General features: G+C 47.1%; 20 protein-coding genes. 1 reads left to right on the top strand and 19 read right to left on the bottom strand.

Going from position 1 to position 21,268, the window contains the following annotated elements; all coding sequences use genetic code 11:
* Positions 1-4: 4 nt before the first annotated feature.
* The 6 genes from lspA to L8G48_RS00295 form a co-directional block, all read right to left on the bottom strand.
* A complete protein-coding gene (gene lspA / locus L8G48_RS00320; RefSeq protein ID WP_248262629.1) occupies positions 5-532 on the bottom strand; it encodes a signal peptidase II in 528 nt (175 codons plus the stop codon).
* The gene (gene ileS / locus L8G48_RS00315) at positions 525-3,359 is read right to left on the bottom strand and encodes an isoleucine--tRNA ligase (RefSeq protein WP_248262628.1); all 2,835 of its coding nucleotides are present in this window, start codon (positions 3,357-3,359) and stop codon (positions 525-527) included. Before ileS ends, lspA begins: the two co-directional genes overlap by 8 nt.
* Positions 3,360-3,385: 26 nt before the next feature.
* A complete protein-coding gene (ribF, locus tag L8G48_RS00310) occupies positions 3,386-4,324 on the bottom strand; it encodes a bifunctional riboflavin kinase/FAD synthetase (protein WP_248262627.1) in 939 nt (312 codons plus the stop codon).
* Positions 4,325-4,385: 61 nt separating this feature from the next.
* Entirely contained in the window at positions 4,386-5,948 is a 1,563-nt protein-coding gene (murJ, locus tag L8G48_RS00305) for a murein biosynthesis integral membrane protein MurJ (RefSeq protein WP_248262626.1), read from the bottom strand.
* A 45-nt stretch (positions 5,949-5,993) separates the two neighbouring features.
* On the bottom strand, positions 5,994-6,356 hold the full coding sequence (locus L8G48_RS00300) for a HepT-like ribonuclease domain-containing protein (protein WP_248262625.1): 363 nt from the start codon (positions 6,354-6,356) through the stop codon (positions 5,994-5,996).
* Entirely contained in the window at positions 6,353-6,646 is a 294-nt protein-coding gene (locus tag L8G48_RS00295; protein ID WP_248262624.1) for a nucleotidyltransferase family protein, read from the bottom strand. The genes L8G48_RS00300 and L8G48_RS00295 overlap by 4 nt, the downstream gene beginning before the upstream one ends.
* A gap of 184 nt (positions 6,647-6,830) precedes the next feature.
* On the opposite strand from L8G48_RS00295, the gene rpsT reads away from it, so the two are divergent.
* The gene (rpsT, locus tag L8G48_RS00290; RefSeq protein ID WP_248262623.1) at positions 6,831-7,091 is read left to right on the top strand and encodes a 30S ribosomal protein S20; all 261 of its coding nucleotides are present in this window, start codon (positions 6,831-6,833) and stop codon (positions 7,089-7,091) included.
* A gap of 75 nt (positions 7,092-7,166) precedes the next feature.
* Here rpsT and L8G48_RS00285 read toward each other — a convergent pair whose 3' ends face one another.
* The 13 genes from L8G48_RS00285 to flgE all read right to left on the bottom strand — a co-directional run bounded on the left by L8G48_RS00285 (position 7,167) and on the right by flgE (position 21,255).
* Entirely contained in the window at positions 7,167-7,463 is a 297-nt protein-coding gene (locus tag L8G48_RS00285; RefSeq protein WP_248262622.1) for a hypothetical protein, read from the bottom strand.
* Position 7,464: 1 nt separating this feature from the next.
* Positions 7,465-7,887 (bottom strand): flagellar export chaperone FliS, encoded by a 423-nt coding sequence (gene fliS, locus L8G48_RS00280; protein ID WP_248262621.1) that lies wholly within the window; start codon positions 7,885-7,887, stop codon positions 7,465-7,467.
* Between the two features lie 15 nt (positions 7,888-7,902).
* A complete protein-coding gene (gene fliD / locus L8G48_RS00275) occupies positions 7,903-9,291 on the bottom strand; it encodes a flagellar filament capping protein FliD (protein WP_248262620.1) in 1,389 nt (462 codons plus the stop codon).
* A gap of 12 nt (positions 9,292-9,303) precedes the next feature.
* Positions 9,304-9,714, bottom strand: coding sequence for a flagellar protein FlaG (locus L8G48_RS00270; RefSeq protein WP_248262619.1), 411 nt, complete (start codon positions 9,712-9,714; stop codon positions 9,304-9,306).
* A gap of 773 nt (positions 9,715-10,487) precedes the next feature.
* Entirely contained in the window at positions 10,488-11,903 is a 1,416-nt protein-coding gene (locus tag L8G48_RS00265; protein WP_248262618.1) for a flagellin, read from the bottom strand.
* A 189-nt stretch (positions 11,904-12,092) separates the two neighbouring features.
* Positions 12,093-13,307: a flagellar hook-associated protein FlgL gene (gene flgL, locus L8G48_RS00260; protein ID WP_248262617.1), complete on the bottom strand. Its 1,215-nt coding sequence runs from the start codon at positions 13,305-13,307 to the stop codon at positions 12,093-12,095.
* Positions 13,308-13,312: 5 nt separating this feature from the next.
* Entirely contained in the window at positions 13,313-15,328 is a 2,016-nt protein-coding gene (gene flgK / locus L8G48_RS00255; RefSeq protein WP_248262616.1) for a flagellar hook-associated protein FlgK, read from the bottom strand.
* A 91-nt stretch (positions 15,329-15,419) separates the two neighbouring features.
* The gene (flgJ, locus tag L8G48_RS00250) at positions 15,420-16,397 is read right to left on the bottom strand and encodes a flagellar assembly peptidoglycan hydrolase FlgJ (RefSeq protein WP_248262615.1); all 978 of its coding nucleotides are present in this window, start codon (positions 16,395-16,397) and stop codon (positions 15,420-15,422) included.
* A gap of 14 nt (positions 16,398-16,411) precedes the next feature.
* Positions 16,412-17,512 (bottom strand): flagellar basal body P-ring protein FlgI, encoded by a 1,101-nt coding sequence (locus L8G48_RS00245; RefSeq protein WP_248262614.1) that lies wholly within the window; start codon positions 17,510-17,512, stop codon positions 16,412-16,414.
* Positions 17,513-17,522: 10 nt separating this feature from the next.
* Positions 17,523-18,197 carry a flagellar basal body L-ring protein FlgH gene (gene flgH / locus L8G48_RS00240; RefSeq protein WP_248262613.1) on the bottom strand — a complete coding sequence of 225 codons (675 nt, stop codon included), beginning with the start codon at positions 18,195-18,197 and terminating at the stop codon, positions 17,523-17,525.
* A gap of 34 nt (positions 18,198-18,231) precedes the next feature.
* The gene (gene flgG / locus L8G48_RS00235; protein ID WP_248262612.1) at positions 18,232-19,020 is read right to left on the bottom strand and encodes a flagellar basal-body rod protein FlgG; all 789 of its coding nucleotides are present in this window, start codon (positions 19,018-19,020) and stop codon (positions 18,232-18,234) included.
* 21 nt (positions 19,021-19,041) lie between these two features.
* Positions 19,042-19,785: a flagellar basal body rod protein FlgF gene (locus tag L8G48_RS00230; RefSeq protein WP_248262611.1), complete on the bottom strand. Its 744-nt coding sequence runs from the start codon at positions 19,783-19,785 to the stop codon at positions 19,042-19,044.
* Positions 19,786-19,905: 120 nt separating this feature from the next.
* Complete coding sequence (gene flgE, locus L8G48_RS00225) at positions 19,906-21,255, bottom strand: flagellar hook protein FlgE (protein ID WP_248262610.1); 1,350 nt, start codon at positions 21,253-21,255, stop codon at positions 19,906-19,908.
* Positions 21,256-21,268 lie beyond the last annotated feature (13 nt).

Raw genomic sequence — 21,268 nt, 5'->3', positions numbered from 1 at the left:
CTCCTTACTGCTTGTCACCGTTCTCGATTTTATCACGGCGGTTGTCAAAGAAAGCCTCTAGCAACATGAGTGCCGCACCAATGGTAATGGCCATATCGGCAACATTAAAAGCGGGCCAGTGCCAGCCCTGATAATGGACATCAAGAAAGTCAATAACATAACCGTACATTAAACGGTCAGCCACATTACCGATGGCACCGGCTAAAATCAGAGAAAAGGCTAAGTTCTGGCGCCACAAACCTACCGGGTTCCGACGCATCCAGATAAGCAGAACCACACTAATAGCGATGGCTATAGCGGTGAACAGCCAACGCTGCCAACCGCCACTATCACTCAAAAAGCTGAATGCGGCACCGTAGTTATGTACATAAGTGAAATTAAATAAGCCTTCAATAATAACCCGGCTTTCATAAAGCTCAAATTCACCAGCCGCCCAAATTTTGGTAATTTGATCAACAACCACCAGCAACAACGTCAGCCACAAAAAACGCAGCCCGGTTGCACGGTTAGTCTGGTTCGCAAAATCAGGCAAAACGACGCTCCTCACCTTCACCTTCAATATTGGTTACACAGCGTTGGCATAAATCGGGGTGCGCTTCTAACGTGCCAACCTCTTCACGATGATGCCAGCAACGCTCACACTTCTTGTATTCAGATTTAACCACACTAACGGCCAAGTCCAATTTTTCAGCTTTAACTGCATTTGCCGGTGAATCACTCATTGAAGCCACCCGGGCTTCCGATGTCAGCAGCGCAAAACGCAGTTCTTCGCCCAAACGATTCAATGCAGTAGCCAGTTTATCATCCGCGTACAGGGTGACTTCTGCCTGTAACGAACCACCGATCACATCATCGCGGCGTGACTGCTCCAATGCCTGATTAACGACATCACGAATTTCCAGTAACTGCATCCAGAACTCGTTCTCATCGTCTTTAACACCCGAAAACTCATCAAAGCCCTGATACCAGCTCTGTGTAAAGACATACTGGCTACGCTCGTTTGGCAACAAGTCCCAAATTTCCTGAGCGGTAAAGCTACAAATGGGTGCCATCCAGCGCACTAGTGCTTCAGCAATATGGTAAAGCGCGGTCTGGCAGGAACGACGCGCTAAACCTTCAGACTTAGCGGTGTACTGACGGTCTTTAATGATGTCCAGATAGAAACTGCCCAGCTCAATAGAACAGAAGTGCATGAGTTTTTGCACCACACTGTGAAACTGGTAGTTGTCATACGCCTCTAACAACTCTTTTTGTAAGTCCGCAGCACGACCGACAATCCAGCGGTCAAGTTCAACCATGTCTTCTCTGGCAACTAAGTCGGTTTTAGGATCAAAGCCGCTTAAGTTAGCCAGTAAAAAGCGCGAGGTATTACGAATACGGCGATACGCATCCGCTGAACGCTTAAGAATTTCATCAGAAACGGTCATTTCGCCGGAATAGTCGGCCGATGCCGTCCATAAGCGCAGAATATCACCGCCTAATTTGTTCATGACGTCCTGCGGAGCTACCACATTACCGACAGATTTTGACATCTTGCGGCCTTTCGCATCTACGGTGAAACCGTGCGTTAACACTTGGTGATACGGCGCTTCATCGTACATAGCAACACCCGTAACCAAGGAGCTCTGGAACCAGCCGCGATGCTGGTCCGAACCTTCCAGATACAAGTCAGCAGGCCAATGCAAGCCATCAAACTCACGCAATACGCAGTGATGCGTCACGCCCGAGTCGAACCAGACATCTAAGGTATCGGTGACTTTGCGATATTTGTCAGCTTCATCGCCCAGCAAAGTTTCCGGCTCTAAATCAAACCAGGCCTGAACCCCGTCTTTTTCAATCAGTTGAGCCACTTTTTCCATCAGCTCCAGCGTATTGGGGTGAAGCTCTTCGGTTTCGCGGTTAACAAAAATAGCAATAGGGTTACCCCAGGTACGCTGACGTGAAATACACCAGTCCGGACGCCCTTCTACCATTGACTCAATACGGCTTTGGCCCCATTCCGGGAACCAGCCTACTTTCTTAATTTGCTCTAATGCACCGGCACGCAACTCTTTCTTATCCATGCTGATAAACCACTGTGGCGTCGCACGGAAAATAATCGGGGTTTTGTGACGCCAGCAATGCGGGTATGAGTGACGATAGCTTTCGACATGCATCAAATTACCCACCTCGTGCAGCTTATCGACGATAGGTTCGTTCGCTTTAAACACATGCTGTCCGGCAAAAATCGGGGTGTCGTCTTTATACACACCGTTATCACCCACCGGGTTATAAACTTCAATGCCGTACTGCTGCCCTACAATGAAGTCATCGACACCATGCCCGGGCGCCGTATGCACACAACCGGTACCACTTTCAGTAGTAACATGATCACCTAAAATAACCGGCACTTGCAGATCAAATAACGGATGCTGGAGTTGCAGACCTTCTAAATCTTTGCCTTTGCAAAAGCCTAACTTGTGATAATGCGTAATGTTCCAGCGTTCCATGCAGTCGGTCACCAGATCATCAGCCACAATCACCCGTTCTGCCGGCTGCTCGTCGCTGGCTTCCACTTGCACTAAGGTGTACTCAAGTCCGTCCGCCAGAGTAACAGCGCGGTTGGCCGGAATGGTCCACGGCGTGGTAGTCCAGATAACCATGCTGACATTGCCTTCGCCCATATGCCCTTGCGGCGTACTAAAGCAATCGACGGTTTCAGCCGTTGCCGCAACCGGCATGCGCACGTCGATAGCCGGCGAGTTCTTATCCTGATACTCAACTTCCGCTTCCGCCAGCGCAGAACCACAATCGGTACACCAATGAACCGGCTTAAAGCCCTGATGCATATGTCCGTTATCAATGATTTTTGCCAGCGCCCGGACACTGTCCGCTTCCTGCTTAAAATTCATGGTCAGGTAAGGATTGTCCCAGTCACCTAACACACCCAGGCGTTTAAACTCAGTGCGCTGCTGGTCAATTTGCGTCATGGCGTATTCGCGGCATTTTTCGCGAAACTCGGCTAAATTCAATTTCTTACCCGGCTTGCCGTGTTTTTTCTCAACCTGCAATTCAATGGGAAGGCCATGGCAGTCCCAGCCCGGCACATAAGGCGCATCAAAGTCGCTTAAGGTTTTTGCTTTAACAATAACGTCTTTTAAAATTTTATTTACGGCGTGACCAATATGAATTTGACCGTTGGCATACGGAGGGCCGTCGTGCAGAATAAATTTTGGCTTGCCCGCTTTGGCTTCACGAATTTGACCGTAAAGGTCGGTTTCATACCATTGCTCCAGCATTTTAGGCTCACGTTGAGCCAAGTTGCCGCGCATGGGGAAAGCGGTTTCTGGCAAATTTAAGGTGTGTTTGTAATCACTCATCGGTCACTGTTTCCATTTCCGCATAGTTACTGACTCCGGCACGCTAATGCATCGCGTGCGCGGGCGGCATCTTTTTCAATTTGTTCTTGTAAGTGCTGTAACGACGCAAAACGTTGCTCGTTACGCAATTTGGCCACCGGTGTGACCGTCATCTGCTGACCGTACAGATTGCCTGAAAACTCAAACAAATGCACCTCCAGCTGCACTTCGTCGCCATTTAATGTGGGTCGTGTTCCCAGGTTGGCTACTCCCGCGTGTGCTTTTCCATCGTTGCCAAGCTGAGCGGTTACGGCAAAGACACCGTGTAACGGGCTTTTTAGGCGTTTTAGCGGCACATTCGCAGTCGGAAAACCAATGGTCCGTCCGTTCTTACGCCCGTGCACAACTTTCCCGCACATTTTATAAGGCCGACCCAGCATTTGTTCCGCCTGCTCAAAATCGCCTTTATTCAGCGCCTGACGGATTGCTGTACTGCTGACGCGTTTTTGCTGCTGCCGGTAACTACGGGTATCGACAACGTCAAAGCCAAGTTCTTTGCCCGCTTCTAATAACAGCTCAAAATCACCTTCTCGCTTATAACCGAAGCGAAAATCATCACCTACCACTAAAAACTTAACGCCTAACTTACCCACCAGCGTCTGTTCAATAAATTCACGGGCGGGTTGGCTGGCAAACTTTTTATTAAATTCAATAACAATGTGGCGGTCGACCTGCTGTGCCCGCAAAGCCAGGTACTTTTCCCGCCAATTGGTTAAACGTGCTGGCGCTTTTTCAGGCTGGAATAACTCTTGTGGTTGTGGCTCAAAGGTCATTACTGCCGAGGGCACTCCCAGCTTTTTCGCTTGCTCGCGCACCTGACTGAGCACCGCCTGATGCCCCAGGTGAACACCATCAAAGTTCCCTATAGTCAGCACACAGCCATTATGCTCAGCTCTGAGATTATGAGTACCGCGAATCAGTTCCATGCCCGCACAATCTTACTCTATTTCTGGAAAAACGCGATTATAACTGATACTGACCGGATAATCAGTACTCACGGGCACGGAAATGTCGCGGCCTCATGCCAGTAATAACCAACACGCCAACATAAATGATGGCACCAAAACCGATGACTTGCGCTAAAAACCACGGGCGCTCGACTAATGAGCTGGTTCGCCAGGTATCAATATCAGGGCTCAGCCAAAGCACACCGGCAATCATCAAGGTGGTCGCAAAAAGCACCTGCAGAATAAAGCGTCCGGTTCCGGGCTGCCTCTTCAATACCCCCTCGCGCCATAAAGTGACACCCAGCAGCCCTGCGTTAATAGCCGCCGATGCCGCCGTTGCCAGTGCCAGTCCGACATAACTAAAAGGAATGGCCAAAGCAATGTTAAACACCATATTGGCTACCATAGCTATAATGCCGTACTTAACCGGGCGTTTAGTGTCTTGTCGTGAGTAAAACCCCGTTGCCAACACTTTTACCATCATAAAGCTGAGTAACCCGGTGGAGTACGCCATTAAACTATAAGACGCCATACGTGCGTCATCCGGGCTGAAAGCGCCGTGCATGAACAACACCATAAGCATGGGTTCCGCCAATACAAATAACCCCGCCATGGCCGGTACACCGAGCAATAGCACCATGCGAACACCCCAGTCCAGGGTTGAACTGAAGTTTTCCTTCGACTGGTCCACATGACGCGAAGACAGTGCAGGCAGAATAACCGTGGCAATAGCAATACCGAACAAGCCCAGAGGAAACTCCAGCAAACGGTCGGAGTAATACAGCCAGCTTATAGAGCCAGTCATTAAGAAACTGGCAATTAAAGTATCGAGTAGCAAGTTAATTTGGCTAACCGATACGCCAAAAATAGCAGGCAGCATCAGTTTGCGAATTTTAGTCACGCCTGGGTCTTTCCAGCCCCATTTTGGCTTAACTAATAGCCCTGCTTTTTTAAGAAATGGAATTTGGAACAATAGCTGAATTAGGCCGCCAAAAAATACGCCCCAGGCCAGTCCATATTCCGGCTGTTCAAGCTGCGGTGCAAGCCAAATAGCCGCGGCAATAATAGCAATATTAAGAAATACCGGTGTAAACGCCGCTACCGCAAACTTACCCAGTGTATTGAGTATGGCACCCGCCATGGCGGTAAAGGTAATGAACCACAAATAAGGAAAGGTAATTCTGAGCAAATCGCTGGCCAGCACAAACTTCTCGCCCTGGGGGCCGTCATTCCACCAGTCTAAAAACCACCCCATGCCAAACAAGGCGGTGACAAGCGGAGAGGCAATAACGCCGAAAAGCGTCACCACGGTAATAATAGTGCCCAGCGTCCCCGATACCCGGGCTATTAATAACTGCTGATCCGGCAGCTCTTTACCCTGCTTATATTCCGTAAGCACCGGAACAAATGCCTGCGCGAAGGCACCTTCAGCGAATAAACGTCTGAGAAAGTTCGGAATTTTATTAGCAAAGAAAAACACATCCGCCGCTGCGCCGGCGCCCATCAGGTTGGCAATAACCACATCGCGCACCAAACCCAGTACACGGGAAATTAAGGTCATGGCGCTAACGATAAATCCGGATTTTAGGAGAGCTCTGGACACAGTAGTTCCTTAACTGTCTATCTATCGCTTTCTGAAACGGCGACTCTATTTTTCAATGGATTTTATTGCCGATAAAACTTGCTCATGCAAGGGGGGCAAATCTTTCTCAATGGTACGCCAAACAAGCTCATAATCAATTTTAAAGTAACCATGGGCAATGGCGTTTCGCATTTGATATGCAGAGGTTAAAGGAATATCAGGAAACTGAGAAACAGTAGAAGGGCAATTTTTCAATAAGTTATTAGAGGCTTCGCCAATAACTTCCAGGTTACGAATAACAGCGTCCTGAACCAGCTCGTCATCCAAAAAACGATTCTCATCAAGGTCAGCGGTGTAAGACTCTACACGTTCAATCGATTCAACAATATGAGTTAAGTAGTCTTGAGCTCTACTTTCTTTATCTGTCATATTAAACGAGCTTCCTGCTCTATTTTGTTTCTAAACTGCATAGGTAAGCTATTTGGTGTTAATACATCAACTTCAATCCCGAGAAGCTTGTTGAGCTCATATTTAATAGCCCCTACATCAAACATAGTCGTCTCTGGCGTGGTTTCTATCAGTAGGTCGATATCACTATCAGTAGACTCGGTGCCCAGAGCGACAGAACCAAACACTTTCACGTTTTTAGCGTGATGCTTCTCAACAATTTTCTGAATTTCTTTACTGTGCTTACGCAAAAGCGCTGATAAATGCTTCATAAAACCTCCAACTAGTTAATGGAAATATAACCCATCGACTCATTTTTAGCCACGCAAATTCTAAAACACCAGTTGAAGATATTACCTGTTTTTCTTGTTTCAGCTGTTGACTTTTCCAGCAGAAAAGGCATAATCTGAAGCCTTTATAAGAGAAGCGTTCTATTAATGAATTTAGGAGTTCACCTTGGCTAACATTAAGTCTGCTAAAAAGCGTGCGATTCAGGCCGAGAATAATCGCCGCCACAATGCAAGCCGTCGTTCTATGATGCGTACTTACCTTAAACGGGTAATGGCAGCAATTGATAAAAAAGACAAAGATGCAGCAAACACTGCAATGAAAGACGTAATTCCAATGATGGATCGTTACGCTACTAAAGGTCTTATCAGCAAAAACAAAGCGGCACGTCATAAGAGTCGTTTGAATGCTAAGATCAAAGCACTGTAAAAAGAATTACTGACCTGGGCTTTTAGCGCAGGGAAAGAAAAACCGACCTATAGTTTAATTTATAGGTCGGTTTTTTTATTTGGTATAAGCCCGAACGCCTTTCTTGCTTTTACCTATCTTGCTAACTGTCGCCCGGGTTTCCTCACGAACTCGCTCAAGTTCGGGCTGCAGTTCATTTAGGTAGTCATCAACTTCAGCAACAGTGTTGATCCAGTCCTGCGACTCAGTCCAGCCACTTGGAAGCGTATTTAAAAAGGTCAGTATTTTAGGCAGCGTCTTAGTAGCAGATTCAAGCTCTGAATCTGCTACTTGCTGTTTTAATTGCTCATGCAGCTGTTGAAGCTGTTCAGGGGAACGAGCCTTGGTTGACAAGTTAAGCTCCTGAAGCCTGTTGCATTTGGTTCATTGCGACGTCACGTTGTTCCATTGGAATCTGGTCCCACGCACTTTTTATATCAATCATCAAACGCGCAACTTCATCAATAATATCAACGTCCAGCTCAATTGAAGCATCGGCAATACGCGTACTCATGTACATATACAGCTCACTTAAGTTAGCCGCGGCATCCGCACCGGCACTGTCGTCTAAACTGTAGCGCAAAGAGTCGACAATGGCCTGCGCTTTACTTAAATAAAAGCTTTTCTTTTCTAAGTCTTTTCGCTGAATAGCACCTTTGGCATAATTCAAATTCTCCAGTACACCGGCCATCAACATCTGTACCAGTTGATACGGGTCGGCCCCCGCTACGCGAGTTTCCAGTGAACCTTTGGTGTAGCCTTTTAACTTGGCATTCATACGATATTACCTCTATTAATCATTGTCTCTAGTGAAACCAGGGAGGTTAGCAAGCTGTGCACTCACCGAATCTCCACGACTTTGTAATTGGCCAACTAGAGAGTCCAGCGCTTGATATTTTGAGCGTAACGTCTCTTCCATGGACTCCATACGAAGCTTTAACTCTTCGCGGCTTTCGGTCACACGATCCAGACTTTCGTTAATCGTATCTTTACGGAGCTCTAACGAACCACCACCAGCAACATAGCCATCTAAAAAGCTATCCAGGCGAGATGCTAAGCCATTTTCGCCGCCGAGAACAGACTCCAACGCTGCAGGATTATCTTTCAGTACGTCGCTAACATTAGTTACGGGGTTTTCCTGCTCCAACTTACCGTTCTCATCCAGCCCAAAACCTAAGTCAAATAAAGTTTCACCATCGCCAAATGTGGAAGCCAGTATACCATTTAGTTGGCCCTTTAAACTGCGAACAGTCGCATCACCTTGCAACATGCTGTCTTCGCCACCAATTTCGTTTAATGACGAAATAGCACCGTTGTAAGATTTAACAAAAGCATCGACTGACTTTGCAACGCCCTCATCATCACGGGCTATCGAGAGTCGAGCGGTTTCTGTGCCTTCGGATTCTTTCACTGCCGTGATAGTTGAACCTTGAATAACATTCTCAAAGATATTAGTGTCATTGGTGGCCTGGATACCATCAATCTCTATAATAGCATCGGTCGCTTTATCCGCATTGGCAATAGTCATGCCGCCAGCGCCTCCATCATTCGCTTGAGTAGAGATAGCATCAAACTCAGCGTTATCATTGGTCACGGTTAAGTTATTACCGTCACCACTAACATTCGAACGAAACACCAGCTTCGCTTGGTCACCCGTATTAATAATATCGGCGCTTACACCAAAATTATCCTGAGAAGAATTCACTGCGTTACGAATATTTTCCAGGGTTGAGCCTGCTTCTATATCCAAAGTAAAGCTTTCGTCACCGGCAGCAAAAGTCAACGAACCAGCGTTAGCATTTACTTCTGTATCTGAGTCCGCAAACGCACCATCAGCCGAGACGGCACGACTTCCTTTTGCCAGTTGAGTCACGGAAATATCAAAATTACCAGCGCTTGCATCATCAGTGCTTTCCACTGTGGCAACATCACCTGATTCAGGCTGTTTTACAGAGGCTTTCATTGCGTTGAACAAGCTAGCTTCGGATAGCTTCTCAGAGGCATCCTGAAGCTTTGATAATACCGATTTCATTTCACCAACAGCAGACAATTCAACCTGCAACCGTCCTTCTTGTTGGTCCAGTCGGTTTTTCTTAGGAATGCGTTCCGCTTCCAGCGTCGCGTCAATAATTCCCGACAAGTCTAAACCTGAACGCGCACCTATTGATGAAACTAGTGGCATATCATCACCTCATTAAATTTCGTTATCGAACAATAATCCTGCTCGAGTTTCTTGGTTATCGGCCATTTCTTCTATAGCTTTAGCTAACTTGACTCCAAGCTCAGAAGGTATTTGTCGAATTTTTTCTCCGCTTTCCGTATCCATAACCTTAACAACAGGCGGATCACCTTTTTCATCAAAAACAAATTGAAGGCTTGTGTTACGAATCGCCGGAGATTTATTTATCTGTGCTACCATGTCTCTGACATTGGGCTCTTCCGTCTGCTGGTTTAACTGAGCTTTATCTATAGTTTCAGCTACCTTGTCCTGCACCTTACTTACGGCATCAATCACATCTTGCTTTTGAGGCTGCTGTGTCTGAACCGCCCCCTTTCCTGTTGAAAAAAAGCTGAAATCGCGGGTATTCATTGATATATCCGCCATAATAATCACCCGTTCCCTATCAAAACACCAATTAAGTTACTAACGGAGCATGAAAAAAGTTGTCCTCGTATGTTATCGGTATAGGCTACTATAAACTTTAGCTTTTATTTGAAGTTTTTTTAACCACAACTTTTAAAGCCAAAAATTTTATTTTAGATGTATTATTAATTGCTCAAGATTAACCAGACCCAGTTCATTAAACCATTGGTTTAGCATGCTGTGGCTCGCTAACGGGCTGGCGCTGACTCACCAGCGGGTCATAGAGTTAGACTGGAACAGGGACTGATAATCTAACTGTTTCAGTTGGCGGCAACCAACCTAATACGGCCTCGGCTGACTTCTGCAACCCCATCCCGATACCTCGCAGCATCGGTAACCAACGGCAGGGCAACAGACCTACCGGGGTAATGCGCGTGACCTTTCCACTCATGCCTGCCGCATTTACGTCCATAGCTTCAGTGTAAGTGCCAGGCTTCAGCAGTAGCCGCTGCCTTACCCACTATGACCGCCTTATATGCAATTTCTGTTCGTCAGGTCAGTGGTTTGCTTTCCGTTTCCTTCAGATTTCACCTCACGATGAACACCCTTGCAGTGCAGCTAGTGATTCCTCTTACCGGGCTCACAGAGGACTTTCACCTCCAGATCATCTGGCCAGCACCACCTGAAACCAGAAAAGCGCCCCTTAGGGCGCTACGCGCCATGCCCGGCGCACAACAAAAAAACGGAGCCGAAGCTCCGTTTTGACTGTTCAGTTGCTGTTTGTAAGGTAACTATTAACCTAACAGTGACAACGCTGCCTGTGGACGCTGGTTTGCCTGCGCCAGGATAGTCTGTGATGCCTGCTGCAGAATCTGAGACTGAGTCAGTTTCGCCGTTTCAGCAGCAAAGTCCGCATCTTTGATTCGAGACTTCGCACCTTCCAGGTTTTCAGCAATGTTCGACTGGTTACGAATCGTTGCTTGGAAACGGTTTTGCGTAGCACCTAAATCAGCTCGCTGAGAGTCGATTTGTCCGATAGCTTGGTCGATTACAGCCAAAGCATCTTGACCACCACCGTCTTTAGAGATGTCAATATCTCCAACCGAATTCAAGCTACCAGAGGTTGCGCCAAAAATTTCTCCGACATTAGTGCCTGCAATTGTAAAGTCATCTTTAGCCTCTAACGATATCTGAGAGTCAACTACCGCTTCTGTATCTGTATCATCAGGTTGAACATATACGCCGTCTGATCCTGCTAACTGCAATGTATCGTTTGCATCAGCGCCGGAAATTTTAACGCCGTTGACACCTTCAGCTTTGATACTGATTACGCCAGAGTCTACTGAAGCGCTATAACCGGCTTTAACGATAGCTTCACTAAGTTTTGTTGATGAACCTTCGTAGTCAGCCAAATTGAAAGTATCGCCACCAATTTCCAATGTAGCACTATCAAGACTCGAAAAGTCTTTAATCGACGCAGTGACTTCAGTTTTTGCCGTTACACCAGTATTCTCTGCATTAATGGCCGAGGCGACATCGGTTAGGTTATCACCTGCTCCAATTGTTATTCCGGCAGCATTCCCATCAGGACCGGCAATATCAATTGTTTGTCCCGTTGTTACACCTGAGAAATCTTCCCCTGCCGAAGTTGCCGAAGCCGTACCACCGAAGTCAGTACCTTGAGCATCTAAAGTGTAATTCCCTATTTCATTTGCTGAAACATCTCTCATAGACACAGAGATTGTCTCATTGGCATTGGCACCAACTTGATACTCTTGTGAACCAAAACTTCCATCCAATAAGTTTTTCCCACCAAATGAAGTTGTTTCTGCAATTCGAGTCAATTCAAGCTGTAAGTTGCCAACTTCTTTTTGAAGCGCAGCTTTGTCTTCTTGAGAGTTTGACCCATTTTCGGACTGGATAGCTAACGTACGCATACGTTGTAGTATGTTAGTAGACTCGTCCAGAGCACCTTCAGCAGTTTGCGCCATAGAGATAGCGTCATTTGCGTTACGATTACCTTGATTCAAGCCGTTAACCTGAGAGCTTAAACGGTTTGAAATTTGTAAGCCTGCAGCATCGTCAGATGCGCTGTTGATACGAAAGCCTGACGACAAACGTTCGAATGCTTGGTCAAGCGAGTTACTTGAGCCCATCAGCTGACGCTGTGCGTTCAGTGAGCTGACGTTAGTGTTTACATATAGTGCCATGATAATGCTCCTAAGTTTCTGCTTAAGCTTGGATTCAATTGTTGTTGCCAAGCTGGAGGAAGTACTCGGCTTCATGTTTTGCCGGATTAAATTTTCCTCTCACAAAGGGTATCGGCCGGGGTTTGGGGAGCTTTAATGTTTTTTTGAAAAAGTTTTAGCATGGTACCTGCCGTAATAACGGCAGGCTACTTATATATAATCAAATAAGCTTAAACGACTTACTCGGGAGAAGACCTGCTGAGCGGCGGAGTAAATCGTCTCGTTCTTCACTAAGTCGGTTAACGCTTCTGAATAATCTACGTCGGAAATATCGGCGCGAGCCTTTTTATTCACTATTTCAATATCAGCATTACTCAGTCTAGCGTTGTCCATCACGTTCAAACGAGCACCGACAGATGCCTGAGTATCGGTTAAGTCACTAATCACTGTGTTGAAATCGGTTAGGGCGAATGCGATTTCGCTTTCATGAAACCCTTTGCTTCCTGGAACTGAAGCATCCAAAGCGTCAGCGAGATCACCAATTTGCGTCAGTAAGTTACGAGAAACAGGCTCGCCTATGCTGTAGCTAAAAGAATCTCCGGGCGCTGGCATATTATCTTTATCAAGCTCCAGACTCATTCCGTTATATTCAACTTTACCGTCAGTAACAGTTCCCGCAACTACTGGGTTAACGCCATCATCAATTTCATAGGTATCCGGCCCAGTAAAACTCACCGTAAAATCAGTCGGATCACCGGCATCTATACGCGCTTCGGTGTCAGTAATTAATACGTTGCGGTCGGTTACTTCTACTTTTTCAATAAAGTTTCCCCCACCAGTCAGCTCAAAATCGACCCGCTTAGACACATTTGAAAATGCGCGACTGCCCGGGTCATTTGCCGGCAAATATAAAGTTGGTGACAATTGAATGGTGCGCTGTCCCTGGTCACCGACATATTGGTACGACTGAGTCGCATCATCAAATTCCATAGGCTGAGTGCGATTTTGATAACCAGCAAAAATGTACTCACCAGATTCATCCTGTGCGTTGGTTAAATCAAAAATCGAGGTTTCAATATTACGCAATTCTGAAGCAATAGCCTTGCGGTTGGTTTGATCATAGCTACCGTTACCGGCTTGAACCGCCAACGTTCGTGCTTTTTGAATAGAATCGGTAATACTGCCCAACACACTCTCTTCACGGCGCAGGTTATTTTCCAGAGTCACGGAATTACGCTCAAACTGCTCGTTCTGACCAATTTTTTCGTTCAACGCCAATACCTGCGAGTTACCGATTGGGTCATCGGCAGGGCTCAATATTTTGGTCTGCTTAGTCAGCATCTGTTGAATTTTGTCCAACTGATTTTGTGAGGTTTGTAAACTGTCCAGACCGCGCTGGAAAAATAAGTTAGTACTTAATCGCATAGTTATTACCTCAATGAGGTCAGCAGTGTGTCAAAAATGGTTTGCGACGTTGTAATAATACGAGCCGACGCCGTGTATGCTTGCTGATATTGAATAAGATTAGCCGCTTCTTCTTCTAAATTGACACCAGCTTTCGAGTCATATAACGCCTCAGTTTGTGATTTAACGGCTTCAGCTGAGTCACGTAACACTCGGTTCTGACTGACCCGACTTCCTACATCCGACACCAGACGACCGTAGCTTTCATTAAACGTCATTGTGGGGTTAGCTTCCTCTCCGCCAGAGCGACGAACTAACTGTTGGCGCTGCAAATCAGCTATTGCCTGTCCGTTACTGTTATCATCAAAGCCATTGGTGTTGTACTCAATAAAGTACTCATCACCAACCGCTGGCTCGCCGTTTATATCGACTTCGTAGTCGGGGGCGGTCAAACCCGCCTGATCAAAAATACCGTTAAGGTTGGTGGCCCCTGTGATCGTACCTATATTATTTCCATCCTTATCGTAGACTTCCAGATCGTACGCATTACCTGTTTGTCCCGTCACTTCTATGCGAGCCGGCGCACTGCCGAGTAAAGTATTATTTGCAGTATCATAATAATCGTCAGGCGTATTAATTGAAGCGATCTCAATACCTGCTGCACCTTGGTTATCCATACCGTCTTTCACCCTAACAGGGTTTGCTAACGCAATATCTTCCGGACGACGAATGGCTAAGCTAATTTCTGATGCAGCACTTTCTGCCGGCTTAGCCAGAAACTGATCACCATCATTAGCCGTGCCGGTCAGCTCTAACGAAACACCCAGTTCGACAATATCAGCGGTTCCCGGAGACGCTTGGGTGAAAGTAATGGTGTCCGCACCGCTGACTACTGTGCCATCGCTGTTAACCGGAACAACTTCGTATTCGTCTGGGTTACCGGTTTTCGTAATACGCAAGTTTTCAGAGGGAAACGACTTGCTGTCGCCTTCCAGCACGCTGATATTAATCTCTCCTGTTCCACTATTTTCAGAATAGGGGACGGCTTGCGAGTCTGTTTTTTCTAAATCGAAAATTTTACGCCCTAACTGGTTATCTAAGTCCATGCCCTTTTGGTTTTGAGTATTCATTGAGTCTGCTATGCGTATTGCCAACTGCCCTAAACGCTTTTGGGTGGGCATTAACACTTCATCGCGATATTCCAGGTAACCGCCGACAGAGCCGCCGACTTCATCGGTTGGCACATAAAACTCACTGATGCTTCCTCCACTGTGATCTTTTTTGAGAACCATCTCTAAGCGTTCAGTGTCCGGATTGCTTTTTACCGCAACAGCGTTAAACCGGCCATCTTCTAAAACCAGCGGCTGACCATTTTTTAAGTTAACGGCAATAGCGCCATTTTTCTGCTCAATGGTACTGAACTGAACTAACTCTGAGAGCTCTCTTAATTGATCGTCCCGCTTATTTAACAAGGCGTTAATGTCACCGTTAGCACTGTTCTTGCCTGCAGAATACTGTATTTTTGAATTCAGCTCCGCTAAATTCTCAGAAATTGAGTTGATACGGTCAGTCGATAATGTCAAACGATCATTAATTATGCTTTTCTGCTGATCTAGGTATTGAGAAAAGTCGTTAAATTTAGTCACCATAGCATCGGCTTCAGCCAAAACCAGTTGGCGAGCGGTTACCGAACCGGGGTCGTTATTCGCGTCTTGCAAGGTATTAAAGAAGCTTTCTACTGACGACGCAACGTTGGTTGTGCTGTCACCCAGTAACGTATCCAGCTGTTCAGCCTGCTGTAAGTTCGCTTCGTAATAATTGACTTTTGAAATATCGGTACGTAACTGGCGATTGGCAAACTCATCGATCATACGGTTGACACGAACGCGCTCTAGCCCTCCGAATTGACTCTCAGTATATTCGGTACGCTCACGAACATAACTCGGTGTATTTGTATTATTAATATTCTGGCCGGTCACTTGCAGGCTTTGCTGGTGCGCCAATATGCCGTTTTTACCAATATTTAATAAGTCGAAACTCATCGATGATTCTCCAGTGACTCTGTGACCGTTATCGGCACTGAGCGAATATTATTTAGCCACAACGGCAAGTTTTTGCCGCCCTGCCGCACCACTAAATGCCTTTATCCACAAACGCCGGGTTGTTTAACACCGACTGAATTTTTTGCGCGTACTGCGGATCAGTTGCGTAGCCGGCGTTCTGTAACGCTTCTGCATACTGCGTCGGGTTCTCCGCTACCTGCAGAGCCTGCTGGTAGCGCGGATGCTCTTTTATAAAACTCACGTAGTCTTGCAAGCTCTGTTCCACGTTCGCATAAGAACGAAAGGCGGCACGCTCCTTACGGGCTACTTCCCCATCAAACTCCAGCGTGCTGACATGAGACTTGTCACCACTCCAACGCGTATCGGCTTTTATATTGAATAAGTTATTACTGGAGCCGCCGTGACGCCCGGGAACCAGCCGCTTGCCCCAGCCGGTTTCCAGCGCGGCCTGAGCCATCAACACATCAGGATTCAGACCTTCTTCCTTAGCAATTTTCTCAGCATGGGGCTTCAGTGCGTCAATAAAGCTTTGCGGTGAATTAAAGGTAGCTTCGCCGTCACTCACTTTCGCGGTATTAACCCGTTGGTTGCCATAATATAAGCCCGCATCTACGCCACCCTGGTCGCTAAGCTGGCTTTGCTTACCGGCCATGTCCGCACGGTTTTTCATTCGTGGGTCATCCAGGTTCGCTCCACTCCGATTCATCGACTCTGAAACATAGCTATCGTCACCGCCTAACTGCTTCACCATCAGCTCAGCCAGCCCAAGGCTTCCCTGATTTGAGAGCTCGGAGGTCAACTGCTGGTCATACATATCGCGATACATATTGGTGTAACGGTTATCCAGCATGTTGTCTTCTTCAAACACCGCGTTCGCTTTACGCATACTGCCCATCACCATGTTCAAAAATATAGCTTCAAATTGCTGTGCGGCTTCCATCAAGGCTTCTTTATCATCGGGTTTAAACGCGCGCTTACGCAGCCCGTCCAGGCTACTGGTATCCATGGCGTGTTGCGTTTGTTTTAGATGAGAGTCTGAAACCGTCATAATTTTAACTACCGTTAAATCACTATTAGCTCGCCAGATAACGCACCGGCTTGTTTCAATGCCTCCAGCACCGCAATCATGTCGCCGGGAGCGGCACCAATCTGATTCACCGCACGCACTAAATCATTCAATGTTGTCCCCGGCTGAAACACAAACATGCGAGCATCTTCCTGATTCACATCAATAATGCTTTGGGGCGTAATCGCTGTTTCGCCTTCGCCAAACGGGTTTGGCTGATCCACATTCACATTCTCAGCAATGGTCACCTGCATATTACCGTGCGCGACAGCTGCCGGTCTCAACTCCACGTTCTGACCCACAACAATGGTGCCGGTACGCGCGTTAACAATAATTTTCGCTGACGCAGATGCCTGCTGAACTTCCAGGTTTTCAAGCGTCGACATATAGCTTACGCGCTGGTCTAAATCTCGTGGCGCCCGAACCCTGACCGATGTTGCGTCAATAGCCTGAGCAGTGCCCTCGCCGACTAAGTTATTAATGGTTTCAGCCATACGTTTAGCCGTTGTAAAATCTGACTGATGCAGATTAAAAGTAAGATAGTCTGATGCTCCGAAACCGGAACGAACCTCACGTTCAACAACGCCACCATTGGGAATACGACCCACAGTCGGGGTATTAATAACTATTTTCGAACCATCATTGCCTTCAGCCCCTAAGCCACCAACAATTAAACTGCCCTGAGCAACGGCATAAACTTCACCATTAGCACCTTTTAAAAAAGTTTGCATTAGGGTGCCGCCAGTCAGGCTGTCAGCACTACCGACAGAAGATACCGTGACATCAATTTTCTGCCCGGGTTTTGCAAAAGCGGGTAGGTTGGCATGGACGGCAACCGCTGCAACGTTATCAATTTTAGGACGCTCATTCGCCGGAATATTAATGCCGAAGTTGCCCAGCATGGTACGGAAGGTTTGATCGGTAAATGGCGTTTGTTCGCCGGTTCCCGGCAGGCCAACGACCAGACCATAACCAATTAATTGGTTGGAACGAACCCCCTGTACCGAGGCAATATCTTTTATCCGTGAGGCCTGAACAGGAGCTGTCAGCATTGACAATAGACTAACCAGCAGCGCGAATAGTTTAACCGTTCTCATGTCTTACTCCTTAAAATGGCCATACCGGGCTGTTGAAGAACCGGGTTAACCAACCTTGTTCCTGAACCTGCGCAAGGCTGCCGGTACCTGAGTATTCAATACGCGCATTGGCAACGCGGTTAGACGGTATTTGATTAGCCGCAGTAATGTCCTGCGGGCGGATCATGCCGGTTAAACGAATGTATTCGTCGCCGGTATTAATGCGCATCCATTTTTCACCACGCACAATCAAGTTACCGTTTGGCAACACTTTAATGACGGTTACGGTTATTTCGCCGTTTAGCTGGTTGCTTTGATCAGAACTGCCATCACCACTGAACTCACGGTTGCCGTTTATTCCGGCTGATAATGGGTTGCCGCGAGCGGTAATCTCACGCCCGAACATCGTCGGTGCAGCTAACTCTGCGGTACTTTCTTTCGAGGTTTCTGTAGTTGCGGTTTTACTGGCTGTTGTCTGCTCCCGCAGAGTCACCGTTATAATATCACCCAACCGGCGTGCTTTTATATCGGAGTACATATTGTCCGCATAAGCGTCCTGAAACAGGGAACCGGTTGGCACAACAGGTTGTGCTTGTTCTTCCGGCAGCACGGGCGCGTAATAAGGGTCATTCGGCATTGGTTTATGCGGTGTTTGCGCACAACCTGACAGAACCAACGCTGTTAAAGAAAAAAGTAAAAAACGCATAAACTCACCCGCTGTTATTTAATACCGCCAACAATTAAAGCTGCTGAGTCACAAAACTCAGCATCTGATCCACCGACGAAATGACTTTTGAGTTCATCTCGTAGCCACGCTGACTTTCAATGAGGTTGACCAGCTCTTCGGTCACATTCACGTTGGAAGTTTCCAGTGCGCCCTGAACGGTATTGCCCATTCCGTCAACACCCGGTACCGCCTCTAACGGCGCACCGCTTACGGCCGTTTCTTTATAAAGGTTTTGCCCCATAGGCTCTAAACCAGCCGGGTTAATAAAGTTCACTAAGTTAAGCTGACCCACCACAACATTGTCCGGGTTACCGGGTTGGGTAACCGTCACTTCACCTTCTTGTGAAATACTCACTGACATGGCGTTTTCCGGAATCTGAATAGCCGGTTCAATGGTATAGCCGTTACCCGAGGTGACCATTTCACCTTCTTCGTTCAGTGAGAATTGACCGTTTCGGGTATATGAAATATTGCCGTCCGGCATTAACACCTGAAAAAAGCCTTTCCCGTCAATCATCACGTCCAGCGAGTTATCGGTTGTCTGAACGTTCCCCTGGGTGTGAGATTTTTGCGTGGCAACCACTTTGGTACCGGCACCCAGCATCAAACCATTGGGTAATTCAGTATCTTGTGCTGATTGTCCGCCCGGCTGATTGATGTTCTGGTACAACAAATCTTCAAATACGGCGCGACTTTTCTTAAAGCCAACCGTGCTGGAATTCGCCAGGTTGTTGGAAATAACGGAAATGTCACGCTGCTGCGCATCCAGTCCGGTTTTACTGATCCATAGTGCTGGGTTCATGGTATTTCTCCTCGGCTACGCTTAGCTCATTCTCATCAGCGACTCAGAACGCTGAGCATTCTCGTCGGCCGTTTTCATTAATTTGACGTTCATTTCATATTGGCGCTGCAATGCAATCATATGTGTCATTTCTTCGACACTGTTCACGTTACTGCCTTCTAAAGCGCCAATTTCCAGTTTGACATTGGCATCGGCAAACGCCTGTTGGTCGTCTTTTAACTTAAACAGGCCGTCGTTACCTTTTTCGATATTACCGTTGGGCGGGTTAACCAGCTTGATCCGATCAACCACTTCCATCGCATCGGCCGGTGCGCCCATGGGGCGTATGGACACATTGCCGTTGGAGCCAATAACTAAATTATCAATCGGCATAGGCACAAATATCGGTCCATTATTCCCCATAACGGTTTGCCCATTTGAGTTTTTCAGCATGCCATCGGTACCGACTTCAAGACTGCCGCTTCGGGTGTAACGCTCATTACCATTGCCGTCGTCGACTGCAATCCAGCCCTGGTCTTTTATGGCAACATCCATATTCCGGCCAGTGGTTTGCATTGCCCCACTGGCAAGGTTTTGCCCCGGGCTTTCTGTCATTGAAAAGACCCGGGTTGGTAAACCTTCACCAAAGGCCTGCATAGCCCGCGCTTGTTGCAAGTCGGCTTTGAAGCCTGTGGTATTGGCATTTGCTAAGTTATTGGCGCGCACAGCAACGGCGTTCATGTTCTCTTTCGCGCCGCTCATAGCTACCCAAAGCATCTTGTCCATAGCTGACCTCCAGCCAAAAATTTGTCGTCTAAACTTTTACAATTTAAATTATGCAGATTCCGTGCCAGAAACGAAAAAGACGCCAGCAGGCGTCTTTTTAACCGATAAAAGCAAAGTTATTTATCGAATCTGAAGAATGGTCTGATTAATGGTGTTATTCACCTCAAGCGAACGCGAGTTTGCCTGGAAGTTACGCTGAGCGGTAATCAAATCAACCAATTCTTTAGTCAGGTTAACGTTTGAGTTTTCAAGCGCAGAGGCTTCTATACCACCAAAAGTACCAGTGTTTGCTTCGCCGGACAAAGGCTCACCAGAATCGATACTCTCACGCCACTTTGTACCACCAATTTGGGTTAGGCCCTGTTCGTTTGCAAAGCGAACAATTGCAACCTGACCTAAATACTGCACATCACCGTTTGAATAAGTTGCCGCTATAAGGCCTGATTTATCGATATCAACGTTTGTCAAACGACCGACTGTACTGCCGTCCTGATCCAAGTTTGTTACCTCAAAATCTGAAGCAAACTGAGTGGGTGATGTTGTACCACTCAAGTCCTGAAAGTTGAACTGAACCGTTTGAGCATCTGCACCATTGTTTAAATAGGGGTCGCCGGCTGCGTTATTACCTGACAGATCGATTGCTCCCGGATCAAAAGTGGTTTGCCCCGCAGGAACATCTGGTTCACCGTTACCTAAAAAGGTCAACTGCAAGCCTGTACTGCCGTTAATTGAAGCATCCGGGGATGCAGCGGCCGTACCCGTAGGGGTCATATCAATTTCATCACCGTCAAAAGTGGTGTAGACATCCCACTGGTTATTGTCTCGCTTCACGTAATAGGTCGACAAGGTGTGCGATTCACCTAACGAGTCATAAATAGTTGCTGACGTAGAGCTGTGGTAAGTACTTGGTGTCTCTGGATCAAACGGATTAGCCGCACCATTAATGGGTGAACGACGCGCATCCACGTTGAACGCAGTAAATACATTGTCCGTATTCTGTGGCGCACCCGCAACATCCGGAATACGGATAGGCTGAGTGGTTGCCAACGCAACGGATGAGGTTGTACCGCTATTGCGGTCAACCTGGTAACCTTGCAGGTAATTCCCCTGATTATCGACTATAAACTTATTATCATTCAGCTTAAACGCACCTGAACGGGTGTAAGTTAGATCGCGTGAGCCTAAACCATCGGTCGTTGCAAAAAAACCATTGCCGCTAATAGCCATATCGAGAGCGTTCTCGGTAAAATCTAAAGTCCCCTGGCTAAATTGCTGAGCGACCGAAGAGGTCAAAACACCGTCACCCACCTTAGTATTACCGGCATTAAAAATACTGCTCGCGTAAACATCCGCAAATTCTGCACGAGACTGCTTAAAGCCGGTTGTTTTCACGTTCGATATGTTATTCGCGGTTGTATCCAGATCTTTCTGGGATCCGTTGATACCGCTGAGTGCAATATTAAATGACATAGGTCACCTCACC

It is taken from the genome of Idiomarina aminovorans, from assembly GCF_023155095.1.
GTDB lineage: Bacteria > Pseudomonadota > Gammaproteobacteria > Enterobacterales > Alteromonadaceae > Idiomarina > Idiomarina aminovorans.
The sequence above is the reverse complement of the archived record's forward strand: the minus strand, read 5'-3'. Positions and strand labels throughout refer to the sequence as shown.

Bases quoted from the DNA above. Each gene is read 5' to 3' on its own strand.
- ileS (WP_248262628.1), bottom strand. From the start codon at position 3,359: ATGAGTGATTACAAACACACCTTAAATTTGCCAGAAACCGCTTTCCCC.
- ribF (WP_248262627.1), bottom strand. From the start codon at position 4,324: ATGGAACTGATTCGCGGTACTCATAATCTCAGAGCTGAGCATAATGGC.
- L8G48_RS00300 (WP_248262625.1), bottom strand. From the start codon at position 6,356: ATGACAGATAAAGAAAGTAGAGCTCAAGACTACTTAACTCATATTGTT.
- L8G48_RS00295 (WP_248262624.1), bottom strand. From the start codon at position 6,646: ATGAAGCATTTATCAGCGCTTTTGCGTAAGCACAGTAAAGAAATTCAG.
- fliS (WP_248262621.1), bottom strand. From the start codon at position 7,887: ATGAATGCCAAGTTAAAAGGCTACACCAAAGGTTCACTGGAAACTCGC.
- fliD (WP_248262620.1), bottom strand. From the start codon at position 9,291: ATGCCACTAGTTTCATCAATAGGTGCGCGTTCAGGTTTAGACTTGTCG.
- L8G48_RS00270 (WP_248262619.1), bottom strand. From the start codon at position 9,714: ATGGCGGATATATCAATGAATACCCGCGATTTCAGCTTTTTTTCAACA.
- L8G48_RS00265 (WP_248262618.1), bottom strand. From the start codon at position 11,903: ATGGCACTATATGTAAACACTAACGTCAGCTCACTGAACGCACAGCGT.
- flgL (WP_248262617.1), bottom strand. From the start codon at position 13,307: ATGCGATTAAGTACTAACTTATTTTTCCAGCGCGGTCTGGACAGTTTA.
- flgK (WP_248262616.1), bottom strand. From the start codon at position 15,328: ATGAGTTTCGACTTATTAAATATTGGTAAAAACGGCATATTGGCGCAC.
- flgJ (WP_248262615.1), bottom strand. From the start codon at position 16,397: ATGACGGTTTCAGACTCTCATCTAAAACAAACGCAACACGCCATGGAT.
- L8G48_RS00245 (WP_248262614.1), bottom strand. From the start codon at position 17,512: ATGAGAACGGTTAAACTATTCGCGCTGCTGGTTAGTCTATTGTCAATG.
- flgH (WP_248262613.1), bottom strand. From the start codon at position 18,197: ATGCGTTTTTTACTTTTTTCTTTAACAGCGTTGGTTCTGTCAGGTTGT.
- flgG (WP_248262612.1), bottom strand. From the start codon at position 19,020: ATGAACCCAGCACTATGGATCAGTAAAACCGGACTGGATGCGCAGCAG.
- L8G48_RS00230 (WP_248262611.1), bottom strand. From the start codon at position 19,785: ATGGACAAGATGCTTTGGGTAGCTATGAGCGGCGCGAAAGAGAACATG.
- flgE (WP_248262610.1), bottom strand. From the start codon at position 21,255: ATGTCATTTAATATTGCACTCAGCGGTATCAACGGATCCCAGAAAGAT.